General features: G+C 57.6%; 16 protein-coding genes and 2 pseudogenes. 11 read left to right on the forward strand and 7 right to left on the reverse strand.

The genetic code is table 11. From position 1 onward, the window contains the following. Positions 1–6: 6 nt before the first annotated feature. Positions 7–699, reverse strand: coding sequence for a response regulator (locus tag ACOTYB_RS12115; protein WP_003862448.1), 693 nt, complete (start codon positions 697–699; stop codon positions 7–9). Beyond that, positions 689–2,325: pseudogene (locus ACOTYB_RS12120) on the reverse strand (ATP-binding protein). Before ACOTYB_RS12120 ends, ACOTYB_RS12115 begins: the two are co-directional and overlap by 11 nt. Before the next feature lie 345 nt (positions 2,326–2,670). Between ACOTYB_RS12120 and ACOTYB_RS12125 the strand changes: the two are divergent. The 8 genes and pseudogenes from ACOTYB_RS12125 to citG all read left to right on the forward strand — a co-directional run bounded on the left by ACOTYB_RS12125 (position 2,671) and on the right by citG (position 9,982). Further along, positions 2,671–4,032: pseudogene (locus ACOTYB_RS12125) on the forward strand (2-hydroxycarboxylate transporter family protein). A gap of 17 nt (positions 4,033–4,049) precedes the next feature. Beyond that, complete coding sequence (locus tag ACOTYB_RS12130) at positions 4,050–4,913, forward strand: fumarylacetoacetate hydrolase family protein (protein WP_126296858.1); 864 nt, start codon at positions 4,050–4,052, stop codon at positions 4,911–4,913. Between the two features lie 13 nt (positions 4,914–4,926). Beyond that, positions 4,927–5,949: a [citrate (pro-3S)-lyase] ligase gene (gene citC / locus ACOTYB_RS12135; protein WP_058662843.1), complete on the forward strand. Its 1,023-nt coding sequence runs from the start codon at positions 4,927–4,929 to the stop codon at positions 5,947–5,949. A gap of 16 nt (positions 5,950–5,965) precedes the next feature. Continuing rightward, entirely contained in the window at positions 5,966–6,259 is a 294-nt protein-coding gene (citD, locus tag ACOTYB_RS12140) for a citrate lyase acyl carrier protein (protein WP_023314830.1), read from the forward strand. Next, positions 6,256–7,131 carry a citrate (pro-3S)-lyase subunit beta gene (gene citE, locus ACOTYB_RS12145; protein ID WP_003862436.1) on the forward strand — a complete coding sequence of 292 codons (876 nt, stop codon included), beginning with the start codon at positions 6,256–6,258 and terminating at the stop codon, positions 7,129–7,131. Before citD ends, citE begins: the two co-directional genes overlap by 4 nt. A 10-nt stretch (positions 7,132–7,141) precedes the next feature. Then, positions 7,142–8,665 (forward strand): citrate lyase subunit alpha, encoded by a 1,524-nt coding sequence (gene citF / locus ACOTYB_RS12150; protein WP_409248886.1) that lies wholly within the window; start codon positions 7,142–7,144, stop codon positions 8,663–8,665. Beyond that, entirely contained in the window at positions 8,662–9,201 is a 540-nt protein-coding gene (gene citX, locus ACOTYB_RS12155; protein ID WP_220153330.1) for a citrate lyase holo-[acyl-carrier protein] synthase, read from the forward strand. The genes citF and citX overlap by 4 nt, the downstream gene beginning before the upstream one ends. Next, on the forward strand, positions 9,179–9,982 hold the full coding sequence (gene citG / locus ACOTYB_RS12160; RefSeq protein ID WP_045342432.1) for a triphosphoribosyl-dephospho-CoA synthase CitG: 804 nt from the start codon (positions 9,179–9,181) through the stop codon (positions 9,980–9,982). The genes citX and citG overlap by 23 nt, the downstream gene beginning before the upstream one ends. Before the next feature lie 79 nt (positions 9,983–10,061). Here the strand turns inward: citG and ACOTYB_RS12165 are convergent, their stop codons facing one another. The 4 genes from ACOTYB_RS12165 to mutY form a co-directional block, all read right to left on the reverse strand. Then, positions 10,062–11,318 carry a nucleoside permease gene (locus ACOTYB_RS12165; protein ID WP_003862429.1) on the reverse strand — a complete coding sequence of 419 codons (1,257 nt, stop codon included), beginning with the start codon at positions 11,316–11,318 and terminating at the stop codon, positions 10,062–10,064. A 291-nt stretch (positions 11,319–11,609) separates the two neighbouring features. Next, positions 11,610–12,686 carry a membrane-bound lytic murein transglycosylase MltC gene (gene mltC, locus ACOTYB_RS12170; protein ID WP_003862427.1) on the reverse strand — a complete coding sequence of 359 codons (1,077 nt, stop codon included), beginning with the start codon at positions 12,684–12,686 and terminating at the stop codon, positions 11,610–11,612. Positions 12,687–12,810: 124 nt separating this feature from the next. Next, positions 12,811–13,083, reverse strand: a complete 273-nt coding sequence (locus tag ACOTYB_RS12175; protein ID WP_003862425.1) for an oxidative damage protection protein — start codon at positions 13,081–13,083, stop codon at positions 12,811–12,813. A gap of 26 nt (positions 13,084–13,109) precedes the next feature. Further along, positions 13,110–14,162: an A/G-specific adenine glycosylase gene (gene mutY, locus ACOTYB_RS12180; RefSeq protein ID WP_023314826.1), complete on the reverse strand. Its 1,053-nt coding sequence runs from the start codon at positions 14,160–14,162 to the stop codon at positions 13,110–13,112. A gap of 144 nt (positions 14,163–14,306) precedes the next feature. Between mutY and trmB the strand changes: the two genes are divergently transcribed. Genes trmB through ACOTYB_RS12195 form a run of 3 tightly spaced genes read left to right on the forward strand, consistent with a single transcriptional unit; the run spans position 14,307 to position 16,125 of the window. Then, positions 14,307–15,026, forward strand: coding sequence for a tRNA (guanosine(46)-N7)-methyltransferase TrmB (gene trmB, locus ACOTYB_RS12185; RefSeq protein WP_015571843.1), 720 nt, complete (start codon positions 14,307–14,309; stop codon positions 15,024–15,026). Further along, the gene (locus ACOTYB_RS12190; protein ID WP_003862421.1) at positions 15,026–15,352 is read left to right on the forward strand and encodes a YggL family protein; all 327 of its coding nucleotides are present in this window, start codon (positions 15,026–15,028) and stop codon (positions 15,350–15,352) included. The genes trmB and ACOTYB_RS12190 overlap by 1 nt, the downstream gene beginning before the upstream one ends. Positions 15,353–15,408: 56 nt before the next feature. Then, the gene (locus ACOTYB_RS12195; protein WP_003862419.1) at positions 15,409–16,125 is read left to right on the forward strand and encodes a DUF2884 domain-containing protein; all 717 of its coding nucleotides are present in this window, start codon (positions 15,409–15,411) and stop codon (positions 16,123–16,125) included. A gap of 66 nt (positions 16,126–16,191) precedes the next feature. Here the strand turns inward: ACOTYB_RS12195 and ACOTYB_RS12200 are convergent, their stop codons facing one another. After that, positions 16,192–16,554, reverse strand: a complete 363-nt coding sequence (locus ACOTYB_RS12200) for an endonuclease domain-containing protein (RefSeq protein WP_022651832.1) — start codon at positions 16,552–16,554, stop codon at positions 16,192–16,194. Positions 16,555–16,588 lie beyond the last annotated feature (34 nt).

The following is a 16,588-nucleotide window of genomic DNA, read 5'->3' on the forward strand; positions in this document are numbered from 1 at the left end:
GGGGAGTTAAGTCGCACTACGCCTGTACATCCTTCTCGGATGTCCAATCTTACCGTACAGCATCTCCACCGTCAGAAAACCTACCTCCACGCAGTGTTCCAGATAGCGCCGGGTGGTGGTTTTACTCAGGCCCGTCTCGCTCACCACCTCATCCACCGTAAAACAGTGCGCCGCCTTGTTGTTAAACAGCATTTGCACCCGCGCCAGCGTGTTCTCCTCTATCCCTTTGCTGCCGTTGTCCAGACGATAGTTTTTCGCCTGTAACTGATAGAGTGAATCCACGTTCTGCTGGTCGACAATCTTCCAGACGCGCTGCTGTTCGGCAAACTGCACAAAACGCTCCAGCGACTGGCTGAGCCGCTTCCAGGAGACCGGCTTAAGGATATAGTCGAACGCGCCGTTACGAATGGCCTGGCTACAGGTGTCCATATCGCTGGCGGCGGTGATGAAAATCACCGAGCAGTTGGCGCGGGTGAGCATCGGGTTGCTGATAAGGGTGATGCCTTTGCCGTCCGGCAGGTAGTTATCCAGCAGCATCAGCTTCGGCTGTTTGCTCTCCAGTTGTACCTGCGCGTCGGCCAGCGACGCGGCAATCCCCACCAGCCTCAGACGCGGATGTTTACCGATAAGCTCCGCGTGCAGTTGCGCCAGTTCGTTCTCGTCTTCAACAATCAGTACGTCGATAAGTTCATGTTGCATAGTCGGTATCTTCCAGTTCCTGTACGGGGTGCCGGGCCGTTCCCGTGGCGGGAATAAACAGTGAGAAAATGGCACCGCGTGGGGTGTTATCGGCAACTTCAATTGCACCGCCAGCCTGTGTGACATAGCTTTCAATCAGATACAGGCCAATACCATGATCGCCGCGCGTTTTGGTGGTGATGCCGCGCTCAAAGATCCGGTCGCGGATCTCCGGTGTGATGCCGACGCCCTGGTCGGCGACTTCAATAATCAGTTCCTGCTCGTTCAGCTTTATCAGCACGTCCACCGGGGCATGCGGGAGCGGTGCACGCTGGGTCGCTTCAATGGCGTTATCCAGCAAGTTCCCGATGATCGAGATAAGTTCCGATTCGAGCAGCGGCAGGAACGGTTTATCCACCCGGCAGGCCGGATCGAAACTCAGCTCAACGCCTTTTTCACGCGCGCGGGCGGCCTTTCCAAGCAGCAAACCACACAGCGTCGGAGAGCTAAAGCGGGACGAGATAAAGTCCAGCAGCTCCTGAGCGTGTTCCGACTGCGCCTGTATGTAGCGAATTGCCTCGTCATAACGGCCCATATGCAGCAGGCCGGACAGCGTAGTCATGCGGTTCAGCTGTTCATGGCGCATGATGCGCAGGTTATCAACGTAGCGCTTCACCTGGCTGAGCTGGGCGCTGAGCGAGTCGATCTCGTTGCGATCGCGAAAGGTGATCACCCAGCCCTGCAATGCATCTTCCAGCATTATCCGCACCCGGCTGGCAATGACCGTGAGATCGTTAAAGCGACAGATCTCATCGTGGGTGTCTTTCGCAAGCATGGTTTGCGCGTTGAAGAACGGGACGGGCGCGATCACCTGGCTGATGAGTTGACCCCGCAGTTCGCGGGCGGGCTGGCGTAAGCCTAATAATTTACGCGCCGCCTGGTTGATCACCTCAATGCGGAGATCGTCATCGATGGCAATCACCCCTTCATAAATGGATTCCATCATCGCCTTTTGCTGGCGCACCAGCAGGCCGATTTCGCGCGGCTCCAGAGAGAATATCTGCTTCTTGATGCTGCGGGTGAAGAACCAGGAGAAAATAAACAGGGCGATAAGCAGCAGCACGGCGGCAATCAGGATATTAACCACCTTGCTGACGGTGATGGTGTCCAGATAGCTTGTGAGATAGCCTACCGAAACAATCCCCACCACCTGCCCGGCATCATTAAAAATGGGCGCTTTGCTGCGCAGTGAAATGCCTAACCCGCCCTTGCGGATGGTGATGGTACTTTTGCCGTGTAATACCTCGTCGTTATCTCCGCCAACCAGCGTTTTGCCTACCCGGTCGGCAAACACGGAGTGGAAAAGATGCAGCCCCTTATTGTCACCAATCACAATAAAACTGGCGTCGCTGCGGGCGGCTATTTTCTGCATAAAGTCATGGATGCCTGGATATCCTTTTGTTCGACTTCTTTTCGCAGGGTTGGAATAAGCGCAATTTCTTCAGCCTGTATTTTTGCGCGCGCGCTCATTTCCTGATAAAGCTGCCTGCCGACATCGACATAATAATATCCGCCCAGTAATGCGAACAGCACTGAGAAAAAGGCGACCAGCGAAATAAACAGCTTGATCTGAAACGATACTTTCATAACTTTCACGCGAGATATCAACAGGTCGGCTGAATATATCATCTTTTAAGGCCAGGATGCCCGCTTTGCCGAAAACTTGTGATCCCTTGCACAGCGCAGCCTGTAAAAGATTTTTCCGAAGGTCTCATCCTCTTAAGGTTAAATGAATAAATGTTATTTCTTTGTTCAGCTAAGAAAAGAAACCATAAAAACCACGGCAATAAATAAGGCATAAATCACATTAAATAAAAGAAACCATTAAAACCATAGCGTCCATTAAAACTTCGCTTTTAATATGCCATCCCTCACATAAAGTAAGCCTTTGTGACTCTAAGCTGAACGCACAAAATAACTAAGGGGCTTATTATGAGCACAACTGACGATTCATTCTCTGTTACCCACGACCCGATTGATATTCAGCGGCCATCGCTCAAAGAGCGCTGGTGGCATATTATGGATACCTGGAAAATCGGCATTATACCTCTGCCGCTGTTCGTTCTGGCGGGCGCGCTGATTGCGATTGATTGCCTGGGCGGAAAACTACCGAGCGACATTGTGGTCATGGTGGCCACGCTGGCCTTCTTCGGCTTTGCCTGCGGTGAGTTCGGCAAACGCCTGCCGATTGTCGGCAAGCTCGGCGCGGCGGCAATTTGCGCCACCTTTATCCCTTCCGCGCTGGTCTATTACGGCCTGCTGCCGGATGTAGTAGTGGAATCCACCACTAAGTTCTATAAATCCACCAACATTCTTTATCTCTATATTTGCTGCATTATCGTCGGCAGCATCATGAGTATGAACCGCACCGTGCTGATCCAGGGCTTCCTGCGCATCTTCTTCCCGATGCTGTGCGGTGAAATCGTCGGCATGATTGTCGGCATGGGTGTTGGGCTGGCGCTGGGCCTCGAGCCGTTCCAGATCTTCTTCTTTATCATTCTGCCGATCATGGCGGGCGGCGTCGGGGAAGGGGCAATCCCGCTTTCCATCGGCTATGCCACCCTGTTGCATATGGATCAGGGCGTGGCGCTCGGCCGCGTACTGCCGATGGTGATGCTCGGCGGCCTGACGGCGATCATTATCTCCGGTTGCCTCAACCAGCTCGGGAAACGCTACCCGCACCTGACCGGTGAAGGCCAGCTGATGCCTAACCGCGCCAATGCCGATGCCACCGTTTCTTAGCCTGCGTTCTCCGGCAAGGCGGACGTGACCACGATCGCCTCCGGCGCGCTGCTGGCGGTGCTGCTCTACATGCTGGGCATGCTCGGCCACAAGCTGATCGGCCTGCCTGCGCCGGTCGGCATGCTGTTTATGGCGGTGCTGGTGAAGCTCTGCAACGGTGCCTCTCCGCGTCTGCTGGAGGGTTCCCAGGTGGTGTACAAATTCTTCCAGACCTCTGTGACCTACCCGATTCTCTTTGCCGTTGGCGTGGCCATCACCCCATGGCATGAACTGGTGGCCGCCTTCACGCTGACCAACCTGCTGGTGATTATCAGCACCGTCTCCGCGCTGGTGGCAACCGGGTTCTTCGTCGGCAAAAAGATTGGTATGCACCCGATTGATGTCGCCATCGTCTCCTGCTGCCAGAGCGGCCAGGGCGGTACTGGTGACGTGGCGATCCTGACCGCAGGCAACCGCATGAGCCTGATGCCGTTCGCCCAGATTGCTACCCGTATCGGCGGGGCGATTAACGTCTCCATCTCTCTGCTGATTCTGGGCAACTTCCTCGTTTAAGTTTTCAGGAAAGAACAATGAAACTCGCAAGCTTTTTATACCAGGGAAAACGCAGCTACGGCATCGTTCAGGCCGACGGCGTGATTGATTTAGGCCGCCGCCTCGGCGAACGCTATGGCGACCTTAAAGCGCTGTTGCAGGGGAACGGGCTGGCGCAGGCCACCCGATTCCTGAACGACGCGGTGGACGTGCCGCTGAACGCCATCACCTTCTTACCGGTGATTGTACAGCCGGAAAAAATCCTCTGCGTGGGCATGAACTATGCCGACAAGCGCAAGGAGTTTGACCAGCACAACCCGGCCCCGACGCTGTTTGTCCGCTTCCCGGACTCACAGACCGGCCACAACGAGCCGGTGCTGAAGCCGCGCCACTCCAGCGAGTTCGACTACGAAGGCGAGCTGGCGGTGATCATCGGCAAAGGCGGGGAGAACATCAGCCGCGACGACGCCCTGCGCCACGTGGCGGGCTACAGCTGTTACATGGACGGCTCCGCCCGCGACTGGCAGCACACCTGGTTCACCGCCGGGAAAAACTGGCGGCAGACCGGGGCGTTCGGCCCGTGGATGGCGACGGCGGATGAGATCCCCGATCCGCACCAACTGGCAATCCGCACCTGGCTGAACGGCCGCATGGTGCAGGAAGACAACACCAGCAGCATGATCCACAAGGTGGCGGAGCTGATCGAGTACATCAGCACCTTCACCCGTCTCAGCCCGGGCGACGTGATCATCACCGGATCCCCAGGTGGGGTGGGTAAAAAGCGTAACCCGCCGCTGTTTATGAAAGAGGGGGATCGCATTGAGGTGGAGATCGAGCATATCGGTCATCTCAGCAACGTGATCGTGGAAGCGCCAGCCGTCGGGCTTGCGGCAGCACATTAAGTAAGGCGGCAGCATGCAATCGCAACCCATTGATTTTCGGCACACCGTTGTGGCGGAACACCCGGAACGCTTAAGCCAGATCCGCTACCTGCTGGCAGACAGCGGCCTTGGCCTGGACAACGACATCACGCTGTTTGTCGAAGCCTGGTCCGGCGCGCAGCTGGTGGGTTGCGCCGGGCTGGCTGCCAACGTCATCAAATGCGTGGCGGTCAACGAGCAGCTTCGTGGGGAAAACCTCAGCGCGCGTCTGCTGGCAGAGGTGGAAAATGCGGCGCTGGAGCGCGGCCATTTTCACCTCTTCCTCTGCACCCGGCCGTGCAACCGGGAGCGCTTTGCCCGCAGCGGCTTCTGGCCTATCGCCCAGAGCGGGAACAACGCGGTGCTGATGGAGAACACCCCGCAGGGGATCGCGCGCTACTGCCGTTCCCTGCGCGCGAAGCGCAAGTGCGGGGAGAACATTGGCGCCATCGTGATGAACGCCAACCCGTTCACCCTCGGCCACCGCCATCTGGTGGAGCAGGCGGCGCAGCGATGCGATGCCCTGCATCTGTTCGTGGTGCGCGAAGACGCGTCGTTCTTCCCGTTCAGCGCGCGTCTCGAGATGGTGCGCGCGGGCGTGGCGCACCTGCCGAACGTGGTGGTGCATGAGGGCTCGCAGTACATCATTTCCCGCGCCACGTTTCCGGCCTACTTCCTGAAGGAGACCGGCAAAGTGCAGCAGGCGTGGAGCGAGATCGACGTGCTGATCTTCCGGGACTTTATCGCCCCGGCGCTGGGCATCACTCACCGCTTCATCGGCTCGGAGCCGTTCTGCGATATCACCCGCCAGTACAACCAGACGCTGCACGACCTGCTGGCCTCGCATATTGACGTGGTAGAGATGCCGCGCATCAAGGCCACCGGCAACGCCATTTCGGCCTCGGAAGTGCGCCGTTTACTCAAGACACAGCAGTTTTCCCGGATCCGGGAGATTGTCCCGGACTCCACCTTCGCGCACCTCGAAGCACATTATCGTGCGAGTGCGGAAGTCGCATAACTATCAGGAATTTATCATGAATATTGTAAGGGAGGCGCTGGCCGGAACGCAGGAGTCCAGCGACCTGATGGTGAAAATCGCCCCCGCTCACGGTGAGCTGGAGATCGTCATCCACAGCGAAGTGATTAAGCAGTTTGGCGAGCAGATTCGCCAGGTGGTCAACGACACATTGCGCGCCATGAACGTGCACCAGGGATTAATCATTATTGAAGACAAAGGGGCGCTGGACTGTGTTATTCGCGCCCGCCTGCAAAGCGCGCTGATGCGTGCCGCCGATGAACAGGCCATCAACTGGGAGGCGCTGAAATGAGCAAACTCCGCCGCAGTATGCTGTTCCTGCCAGGCGCCAATGCCGCCATGCTCTCTACCGCCTTTATCTACCGTCCCGACTCCATCATGTTTGACCTTGAGGACGCCGTGGCCCTGCGCGAGAAAGACACCGCACGCATGCTGGTGTTCCACGCGTTGCAGCACCCGATGTATCAGGATATCGAAACCGTGGTGCGCATTAACCCGCTGAGCACGCCGTTTGGCCTGCTGGATCTGGAGGCCGCCGTGCGCGCGGGCGTGGACGTGATACGCCTGCCGAAAACCGACACCCCGGACGATATTTACGAGCTGGAAGGCCACCTCGAGCGTATCGAGCAGGCGTGCGGCCGCGAGGTGGGTTCCACCCGCGTGATGGCGGCGATTGAATCGGCCATTGGCGTCATCAACGCCGTGGCGATTGCCCGCAGCTCTCCGCGCCTCATCGGCATTGCGCTGGCCGCCTTTGACTACGTGATGGATATGCAGACCGAGCGCGGCGACGGCACCGAGCTGTTCTACGCCCGCTGCGCCGTACTGCACGCCGCCCGCGCGGCAGGCATCGACGCCTTCGACGTGGTGTGGTCAGACGTTAACGATGAAGCCGGGTTCCTGCGCGAGGTCGACCTGATCCGCAAGATGGGCTTTAACGGCAAATCGCTGATTAACCCGCGCCAGATAGACCTGCTGCACAACGCCTACGCCCCGACACGGGAAGAAGTGGAACACGCGAAACGGGTGATTGAGGCGGCAGAAGAGGGCGAGCGTAACGGCCTGGGCGTGGTGTCGCTCAACGGCAAAATGGTGGATGCACCGATTATTAACCACGCGCAGGTGGTGCTGGAGCGCGCGGCGGCCTCCGGCGTGCGTCGGTAAGGATGACATAATGAATCAGACAGAACTTCTCCATATGAATTTCCCCCATCTGCGGGATCTGAAACCCTTTGATACCGCCCACAGCGCGACGCCGTGGCTGGCGGACAGCGAGGCGAAGCACAGCCGCAAGCTCTGCGCCTCTATTGAAGAGGCGGTTAAGCGCTGCGGCTTGCAGGACGGGATGACCATCTCCTTCCACCACGCCTTTCGCGAAGGCGACCGGGTGATCAACACCGTCGTGGCGCTGCTGGCGCGGATGGGCTTCAAAAATCTGACCCTGGCTTCCAGCTCGCTGATGACCTGCAACGACGCGCTGATCGAGCATATCGAAAGCGGCGTCATCACCCGGATTTACACCTCCGGCATGCGCGGCAGGCTGGCGGATGCCATCTCTCACGGGCTGATGGACGAGCCGGTACAAATTCACTCCCACGGCGGGCGCGTGAAGCTACTCCAGGACGGCGAACTGAACATCGACGTGGCGTTTCTCGGCGTGCCGTGCAGCGATGAGTTTGGCAACGCCAACGGCACGCACGGCAAATCGTGCTGCGGCTCGCTGGGCTACGCGATGGTGGACGCGCAGTTTGCCCGTAAGGTGGTGCTGCTGACCGAAGCGCTGGTGCCGTTCCCCAATATGCCCGCCAGCCTGGTGCAGGATCAGGTGGACTACATCGTGCAGGTGGAGAGCGTGGGCGACCCGGCGAAAATCAGCGTCGGCGCAGCGCGCGTCACCAGCAACCCGCGCGAGCTGATGATCGCCCGCTATGCGGCGGACGTGATTGAACACTCCGGCTACTTCAAACCGGGCTTCTCGATGCAGATCGGCTCCGGCGCGGCGGCCACGGCCTGCACTCGCTTTATGGAAGAGAAGATGGAGCGCAGCGGCGTGAAGGCGCGCTTTGCGCTCGCCGGCATCACCGGCAGCCTGGTGGATCTGCACGAGAAGGGGCTCATCGAAAAGCTGCTCGACACCCAGTGCTTTGACGGCCAGGCAGCGGCCTCGCTGGCGCGCAACCCGAACCACGTGGAGATCTCCACCAACGTCTACGCCAACCCCGGCAGCAAGGCGGCAAGCTGCGACCAGCTCGACGTGGTGATCCTCAGCGCCCTGGAAATCGACGTCGACTTTAATGTCAATGTCATCACCGGCTCCGATGGCGTGATGCGTGGCGCATCCGGCGGACACTGCGACGTGGCGGCGGCAGCCAACATGACCATTGTGGTCGCGCCGCTGCTGCGAAGCCGCATCCCGACCGTCGTGAAGCGCGTTACCACTCGCCTCACGCCGGGGGAGAGCATTGACGTGCTGGTCACCGACCACGGTATTGCGATCAACCCGGCGCGCCCGGAGATCCGCGAACGACTCATGGAAGCAGGGATGAAGGTTGTAGATATCAACGCGCTGTATGAGCGAGCGATTTCGTTGACAGGCGTACCGAAACCGATTGAGTTCACCGACAAAATCGTCGGGGTGATCCGCTACCGCGACGGCAGCGTGATCGACACTGTGCGACAGGTGAAGGAGGAAGTATGACTTTAGCGACACCCGTGCGGGCGGGTGTCAGCCTGGAGGAACTGCTGGCGGCGAAAGAGCGCCGCGCAGCCCGTCAGGCTGACTGGCTTACGCACTATCAACAACCGGTGATCTCCCTCACGCTGGTCACGCCCGGGGAAGTCAAAGACAGCCTGCGCTACCGCAACACCATGGGGGTGGCGTTACAGATGTGCGACCAGCTGCTGTGGGAAAACCGCTGGCAGGTGCTGGACCGCCTGGTGCTCTGGCTACCCACCGGACCTGAAGCATTGTGGTGCGTCGCGCATCCGGCGGCGGAAATCAAAGCGCACTGTGCAGAACTGGAGCAGACGCACCCGCTCGGCAGACTGTGGGATCTGGACGTGATCTGCCCTGAAAACGGCCTCGTGGGCCGTCAGTCGCTGGGTTCACACCTCAGACGCTGTCTGATTTGCGACGAGCCCGCCCACGCGTGTTCCCGTTCGCGCCACCATCCCGTTGAGCAGGTGGTTTCCCGCGTGGAGAAGATGATCGATGACTGGTTTGCTCGCGACTAAACCGCGCCCGGTTGACGTGCCTGCGCTTGCCGAAGCGGCGCTGTGGCAGGAGCTGGAGCTGACGCCCAAGCCGGGGCTGGTGGACAGGCTCAATAACGGCTCGCATCGGGATATGGACCATGCCTTGTTTGTCCGCAGCATTATGGCGATTACGCCGTGGTTTGCCCGGTTTGCGGAACTGGGTGGAGCACATGCGGCCAAACCTGCCGATCGGCAGTTGCGGATTCTCCGCCCAATGGGAATGGCCTGCGAGCAGGCAATGTACGCCGCCACGGGCGGGGTAAATACCCACAAGGGCGGTATTTTTGCTCTTGGTTTGCTCTGCTTCGCCGCCGGTCGTGTGAAAAATATCTCTGCGGATAGCCTCTGTTGTGAGGTAAGTAACATCTGTCGCGGGCTGGTGGCGCGGGAGCTGGCCGGGCGCAGCGGGCAAGCAACGGCGGGGGAGCGGCAGTTTCAGCATTACGGCTTAACCGGGGCGCGAGGCGAGGCGGAGAGCGGCTTTGCGACGGTGCGTAAGGCGCTGGGGCAGTGGAACGGACAGTTGCTTCACGACCTGCTGTTGCGCCTGATGGCGGTCAATCAGGACAGTAATCTCGTGTCACGCGGCGGCATTCAGGGGCTGCGCTATGTTCAGGGCTACGCGCGTGAATTACTGGCAAGTGGCTGGGATCGCGAGGCGTTGCTTAAGATGGATAAGGCACTGATTGAACGAAACCTGAGTCCGGGCGGCAGCGCGGATTTGCTGTCGGTGGGGTGGGTGCTCTCTGCAATAAAATAGCCGGGTGGCGGCTTCGCCTTACCCGGCCTACGGTCTGGTTTTGTAAGCCCGGTAAGCGCAGCGCCACCGGGCACAACAATCAATGCGCGATCGGCTGCGCACCATTCGGCACGCGAACATGCTTGTACTTGAACAGCGCGATGAACGCGAAGAACAGCACCAGCGAGTACCCGGCGAAGATCAGCCACACCGGCTGCCAGTCTGTAATGCCGTTGGTGGTGTACATCTCAACCACTTTACCGCTTACCACGCCGCCCAGAATACAACCGAAGCCGTTGGTCATCATCAGGAACATGCCCTGCGCACTGGCGCGGATTTCAGGCTTCACCTCTTTTTCCACAAACACCGAGCCGGAGATGTTGAAGAAGTCGAAGGCACAGCCGTAAACAATCATCGACAGAACCAGCAGCACGGTGCCGAACGCGCTTGGGTCGCCATAGGCGAACAGACCGAAGCGCAACATCCAGGCGGCGATACTGATCAGCATGACGTTCTTGATACCGTAGCGGCTCAGGAAGAACGGGATGGTCAGGATGAACAGCGTCTCGGAGATCTGCGAGATGGACATCATCACCGACGCGTGTTCGACGATAAAGCTCCCGGCAAACAGCGGATCGTTATCGAAGCTGTGCAGGAAGGTATTACCGAACATGTTGGTGATTTGCAGTTCCGCGCCCAGCAGCATGGAGAAGATAAAGAAGATCGCCATGCGCTTGTTTTTGAACAGTGCGAAGGCGTCCAGGCCAAGCATGGTGCTCCAGCTCTGGTTTTTCTGCTGGTTAGACACCGGAATGGTGGGCAGCGTCAGGGTGAACAGCGCCAGCAGCACGGAGAGCGCGGCACCAATATACAGCTGCATATGGCTCAGCTCGAAGCCCGCGAAGCTCACGCCCCACATCGCCATGATAAAGCCGATGGTGCCCCAGATACGGATAGGCGGGAAGTCGGTGACGATATCCAGTCCGGCAGATTTCAGGCGGTAGTAGGAGATGGTGTTGATCAGGCCAAGCGTTGGCATATACGCCAGCGAGTTAAGCAGGATCACCATAAACATCGCCCCCGGCGTGGTCACTTCGGCCGCCATAAACAGCGTCCCCGCACCCACCAGATGGCAAAGCATGTATAGCCATTTCGCACTTAACCATTTATCCGCCACGATACCGAGCAGCGTTGGCATGAAAACAGCCGCAATGCCCAGCGAGCTGTAAACGGCACCGATCGACGCACCATCGAACTTGAGCGTCACAAACATATAGGAGCCGAGTGTAGTCAGCCAGCTACCCCACAGGCAGAACTGCAGAAACGACAAGATTTTAAGCTGCAGCTTAAGGTTCATGTTACTTTCCTCACAAGTGAGCGGGAGATATGTTGTTATAGGAACATTCAGGGTTGTTATTTGATGCAATTCTATCAGTTGGCAACGTTATGTTTTGTTACCTCCCGCAAAAAAATGCAATCCACATTAATTTGCAGTCTGGATTGTGATGCAAATAGCATTTTCGTATGGGTGGGGGGGATGAGTGCGGCCTGATGCCCCCTCACCCTAACCCTCTCCCCAAAGGGGAGAGGGAACTTGAACACCCTCTCCCCTTTGGGGAGAGGGCAGGGTGAGGGGTGGTGTTGGTTTTTAGCGGCGACGATAGTTCTTCTGCGCCGTATTCACCTTATACAGATAGCGGCGGGATTCCGCAGACGGGTGGCGGGTGGTGAGGGTAGCGTACACATCCCCTGGCGCCATGCTGTTGATGATGTTTGCGGCCTGCACTTTGTCATTTGAGAAGACGCGCAGCACGCTGCCCGCCCCGCCGTTGTAGGCGGTGATCACCGCATAGCGACGTGAGGTTGGGTTATCAATCCCGCCGAGATAGACATTGTTCAGCATCGCCAGATAGGCCGTGCCGGTATCAATGTTGCTCTGCGGGTCAAACAGGTAGCTGCGGCTCGGCGTGCCGGATTTCCCCTGCGCGCGGAACACGTCTTTACCGGCGCTGTGCTGCACAACCTGCATCAGCCCCAGCGCGTCGGAACGGCTTACCGCGTAGGGGTTGAACGAGGACTCGGTCTGCATAATCGCCAGGATCAGCGACTCATCCACGCCATACTTACGCGACGCCTGACGCACCATGCCCAGATACTTATGCGCACGCTTGTCGAGGTGGTTCGGCACCAGGTTGATGGTGACGCTGTAGATCACTTTCAGGCCGTTGGTACGGCTTTTCAGGCGCGTTTGCAGCAGATAGTCGGCAAATTTCGTGGCGCGGCCTTCCCAGCGGATCGGCTGACCGGTCTGGTCAACGACCTGGCCATACAGGAACGGCTCTTTGGAGATGGTGATGTCATCGGCATCAGAGTAGAGGTCGATAGACCCCGGATCGTCGCCCATCAGCAGGGTTTTAATGATGGCCTGACGTAAATGCGCCGCAGGTTCAGTCCCCGCGATGGTTTCAACCGTAATCGTACCGTCATCAAAGTTGATGTGGCTACGGGTCTGATAGGCGTCGGTGTACTTAACGTAGTCCTTCGGTCCGGCAATAAGAACTTCGTTAAATCCCCATATGTTCTCGATGTTGTGGGCAAACTGCCCCATCAAAATGTCAAAACCGTTGGTGTCCTTGACCCAGGCTTCGTTGTATTCATCGCCTTTTTTGGAAGAACAAGACACAAGCAACGGCGCAACAAGGGCTAGCGCTAAAAGTTTTTTCATCATTCCGGGAGTGCGTGTTGTGTTTGCTTTGGGGTTGCTGTTGCCGGGTGGCGCTGCGCTTACCCGGCCTACATAACCGTAGGCCCGTGCAAGCGCAGCGCCGCCGGGCAGCAGCTGCGCGTTATTATTTTTCCGGTGGCGTATAGCCTTCGATGTGGACGTCTTTACCCTCGAACAGGAAGTTCACCATCTCCTGCTCCAGCAGTTTGCGGTGTTCCGGGTTCATCATGCTGAGCTTTTTCTCGTTGATCAGCATGGTCTGTTTTTTCTGCCACTGTCCCCAGGCTTCTTTGGAGATCTCGTTGTAAATGCGCTTACCCAGGTCGCCCGGGTAGAGCTGGAAATCCTGGCCTTCAGCGTCGCGCTGTAGGAAAGTACAAAAAATGGTTCTGGCCATACTCATTCCTCTTTGTCTTGCCGATGCTAAACCATTGCACCGACACGTAATTGCTGTAACAGGCGCTCCACGGGAGCCGCCAGCCCGACTGATGGCGGTTGCGCTAAGTTATACCAGAGAGCGGTGCCTTCATCCATGCACGACGTGAATGAGGACACGGGAAGCCACATCGGCACAATGTCCAGATGGAAATGGCTGAAGGTATGACGGAACGCGTTGAGTTGCGTCAGGGTTTCGGCCGCAATGCCGCGCTGTTCAAGCCATGCCCGAAGCGAGGCTTCATCCTCAAACTGTGGGAAGCAGTATAGACCACCCCACAGGCCACTCGGCGGACGCTGAGCGAGAAACACCTCGTCGCCATGCTGCATCAGCAGCATGTACCCGGTGCGTTCAGGCAGCGTCTGCTTCGGTTTTTTCCCCGGATACTGCGCCCAGGTGTGGTTCGCATAGGCCACGCAGAGGTTGTTTACCGGGCAGAGTTCGCACTTCGGTTTTGAACGGGTACAGACCATCGCGCCCAGATCCATCATCGCCTGGTTAAAACGCTCCACCCCTTTCGCCGGAGTGACCGCTTCACTTATCTCCCACAGGCGTTTCTCAACCTCTTTCTTACCCGGCCAGCCATCTACGGCGTAGCAGCGTGCGAGCACGCGCTTGACGTTGCCGTCGAGAATAGGGAAATGTTTGCCTAAAGAGAGGGAGAGGATTGCGCCTGCGGTCGAACGCCCGACGCCGGGCAAATCCGCCACCTCGTCGAAGGTTTCCGGGAATTTACCGTTGTGGCGCGTCGCGACCTGCTGTGCGGCCTTGTGCAGGTTGCGCGCGCGGGCGTAATAGCCAAGCCCGGTCCACAGGTGCAGCACCTCGTCCAACGGGGCGTTCGCCAGATCGGTGACTGTCGGGAAGCGCGCCATAAAACGCTCGAAGTAAGGAATGACCGTCGCGACCTGCGTTTGTTGCAACATCACCTCGGAGAGCCATACTTTGTACGGCGTTTTTTCAATTTGCCAGGGCAGGGTTTTACGCCCGTATTTGTCGTACCAGTCCAGCACCTGGGCTGAAAATTGAGAGGCTTGCATGGTCATCGATTCGCTTAATCAGGGACGCAGATTGCAGCACAGCGTCAATCTGCTGTAAACCGGATCTTTCCCATGCTTGCATAGAAGCCTTAACTTTGGATAATGCCCGTTTCCCGAACATTCTCACAAGCAGACAACTCTTTTATGAAAAACGACGTCATTTCACCGGAATTTGATGAAAACGGTCGCCCGCTGCGCCGTATTCGCAGCTTTGTCCGCCGTCAGGGGCGCCTGACAAAAGGGCAGCAACACGCGCTGGACAACTACTGGCCGGTGATGGGCGTTGAGTTCAGCGAGCAACCGCTCGACTTCACCGACCTGTTTGGCCGCGACGCGCCAGTGACCCTGGAGATCGGCTTTGGTATGGGCACCTCGCTGGTCACTATGGCGAAAGCGCGCCCGGAGCAGAACTTCCTCGGTATTGAAGTACATTCGCCGGGCGTCGGCGCATGCCTGGCAACGGCCCATGAAGAGGGCGTTGAGAACCTGCGCGTCATGTGTCACGACGCGGTGGAAGTGCTGCACAAAATGATTCCTGACAATTCTTTGAACATGGTTCAGCTCTTTTTCCCTGACCCATGGCACAAAGCGCGTCATAATAAACGCCGTATCGTTCAGGCGCCGTTTGCCGAGCTGGTGAAAAGTAAGCTCAAGCTGGGCGGCGTTTTCCACATGGCAACCGACTGGGAACCTTATGCGGAACATATGCTGGAAGTGATGTCGTCCCTGGACGGGTATAAAAATCAGTCTGAAAGCAACGACTACGTACCGCGTCCGGATTCACGTCCGGTGACAAAATTTGAACAGCGTGGCCATCGTCTTGGTCACGGCGTATGGGACTTAATGTTCGAGAGGGTGAAATAATGGCAAAGAATCGTAGCCGTCGTCTGCGTAAAAAGATGCACATCGAAGAATTCCAGGAAGTGGGTTTCTCCGTTGCCTGGCGTTTCCCGGAAGGCACCAGCGTTGAGCAGATCGATCAGGACGTTGATGCGTTCATCAACGAGGTGATCGAGCCAAACAAGCTGGCCTTCGACGGTAGCGGCTATCTGGCGTGGGAAGGTCTGATTTGCACCCAGGAAGTGGGGAAATGCACCGAAGAGCATCAGGCGCTGGTACGCAAATGGCTTGAAGACCACAAACTGGAAGATGTCCGCGTTAGCGAACTTTTCGACGTTTGGTGGGACTAATAAAGCAAGAACGGGCCAGCATTAGCTGGCCCATTTTGTCTGAGGGAGTGTTAAAGATGCGCAAAACGTTGCTGGCTGTTGCTTTACTGGCAATCGGATCCACCGCCCATGCGGAGTATAAATGTAGCGTCACCCCGCGTGATGACGTGGTGCTGAGTCCGCAAACCGTGCAGGTTAAGGGCGAGAATGGCAATCTGGTGATTACGCCGGATGGCAACGTGACCTTTAACGGCAAACCGCAAAACCTGACGGCCGCCCAGCGCGAGCAGGCGATGGACTACCAGGCCGAGTTGCGTACCGCGCTGCCCTGGATCAACGATGGCGCGCTGACCCGCGTTGAAAAGAGCCGCGTGGCGCTGGATAAAATCATCACCAAAGAGGTGGGGGAGAGCAGCAATATGCGCACCCGCCTGACGAAGCTGGATAAACAGCTGAAAGAGCAGATGAACCGTATTATCGAGACGCGCTCTGATGGCCTGACGTTCCACTATAAGGCGATCGATCAGGTGCGTGCCGACGGTCAGCAGCTGGTGAACCAGGCGATGGGCGGCATTCTCCAGGACAGCATCAACGAGATGGGCGCCAAAGCGGTGCTGAAGGGTGGCGGTAATCCTTTGCAGGGTGTACTGGGTAGTCTGGGCGGACTGCAAACCTCGATTCAGAACGAGTGGAAGAATCAGGAAGCCGATTTCCAGCAGTTCGGCAAAGACGTGTGTAAGCGCGTGGTGTCGCTGGAAGACAGCCGGAAGGCGCTGGTGGGGACGCTGAAGTAATTCACTTAGCCCCTCACCCTAACCCTCTCCCCAAAGGGGCGAGGGGATGTTTGCCCCCTCTCCCTTTCAGGGAGAGGGCCGGGGTGAGGGTTGCAGCGCTTGCAGCGTTTCAAGGATCCTTTCTAACACCGCCTCTTCGTTATTCCAGAGTTCGTTGTTCCAGAATCGAATGACGTGCCAGTCCTTATGGTTTAACCACAATGTCCTTTGTCGATCGTATTCCTGATTTTCATCATGTTGTCCGCCATCCAGCTCAACGGCCAGCCGAGCCGCGCAACAGGCGAAATCCAGAATGTAGTTACCTACCGGGTGCTGTCGGCGAAATTTATAATTTTCGAAACGGCGGCTGCGCAGTAAATACCAAAGCCGTCTTTCTTCCTGTGTCAGCTCGCGTCTGAGCTGCTTTGCGTATGAACGTATTGTTTCCATCCCCACACTCTGCCAGCCTTTCCCTCAGCCAGCA

The organism is Enterobacter cloacae complex sp. IR5450 (assembly GCF_049238665.1).
Taxonomy (GTDB): domain Bacteria; phylum Pseudomonadota; class Gammaproteobacteria; order Enterobacterales; family Enterobacteriaceae; genus Enterobacter; species Enterobacter hormaechei_C.

Excerpts from the sequence above, each read along its gene's own strand:
- citD (WP_023314830.1), top strand. The coding sequence starts at position 5,966 with ATGAATATTGTAAGGGAGGCGCTGGCCGGAACGCAGGAGTCCAGCGAC.
- citC (WP_058662843.1), top strand. The coding sequence starts at position 4,927 with ATGCAATCGCAACCCATTGATTTTCGGCACACCGTTGTGGCGGAACAC.
- ACOTYB_RS12165 (WP_003862429.1), bottom strand. The coding sequence starts at position 11,318 with ATGAACCTTAAGCTGCAGCTTAAAATCTTGTCGTTTCTGCAGTTCTGC.
- trmB (WP_015571843.1), top strand. The coding sequence starts at position 14,307 with ATGAAAAACGACGTCATTTCACCGGAATTTGATGAAAACGGTCGCCCG.
- mutY (WP_023314826.1), bottom strand. The coding sequence starts at position 14,162 with ATGCAAGCCTCTCAATTTTCAGCCCAGGTGCTGGACTGGTACGACAAA.
- citX (WP_220153330.1), top strand. The coding sequence starts at position 8,662 with ATGACTTTAGCGACACCCGTGCGGGCGGGTGTCAGCCTGGAGGAACTG.
- ACOTYB_RS12195 (WP_003862419.1), top strand. The coding sequence starts at position 15,409 with ATGCGCAAAACGTTGCTGGCTGTTGCTTTACTGGCAATCGGATCCACC.
- citF (WP_409248886.1), top strand. The coding sequence starts at position 7,142 with ATGAATCAGACAGAACTTCTCCATATGAATTTCCCCCATCTGCGGGAT.
- citE (WP_003862436.1), top strand. The coding sequence starts at position 6,256 with ATGAGCAAACTCCGCCGCAGTATGCTGTTCCTGCCAGGCGCCAATGCC.
- ACOTYB_RS12130 (WP_126296858.1), top strand. The coding sequence starts at position 4,050 with ATGAAACTCGCAAGCTTTTTATACCAGGGAAAACGCAGCTACGGCATC.
- ACOTYB_RS12190 (WP_003862421.1), top strand. The coding sequence starts at position 15,026 with ATGGCAAAGAATCGTAGCCGTCGTCTGCGTAAAAAGATGCACATCGAA.
- ACOTYB_RS12200 (WP_022651832.1), bottom strand. The coding sequence starts at position 16,554 with ATGGAAACAATACGTTCATACGCAAAGCAGCTCAGACGCGAGCTGACA.
- mltC (WP_003862427.1), bottom strand. The coding sequence starts at position 12,686 with ATGAAAAAACTTTTAGCGCTAGCCCTTGTTGCGCCGTTGCTTGTGTCT.
- citG (WP_045342432.1), top strand. The coding sequence starts at position 9,179 with ATGACTGGTTTGCTCGCGACTAAACCGCGCCCGGTTGACGTGCCTGCG.
- ACOTYB_RS12115 (WP_003862448.1), bottom strand. The coding sequence starts at position 699 with ATGCAACATGAACTTATCGACGTACTGATTGTTGAAGACGAGAACGAA.
- ACOTYB_RS12175 (WP_003862425.1), bottom strand. The coding sequence starts at position 13,083 with ATGGCCAGAACCATTTTTTGTACTTTCCTACAGCGCGACGCTGAAGGC.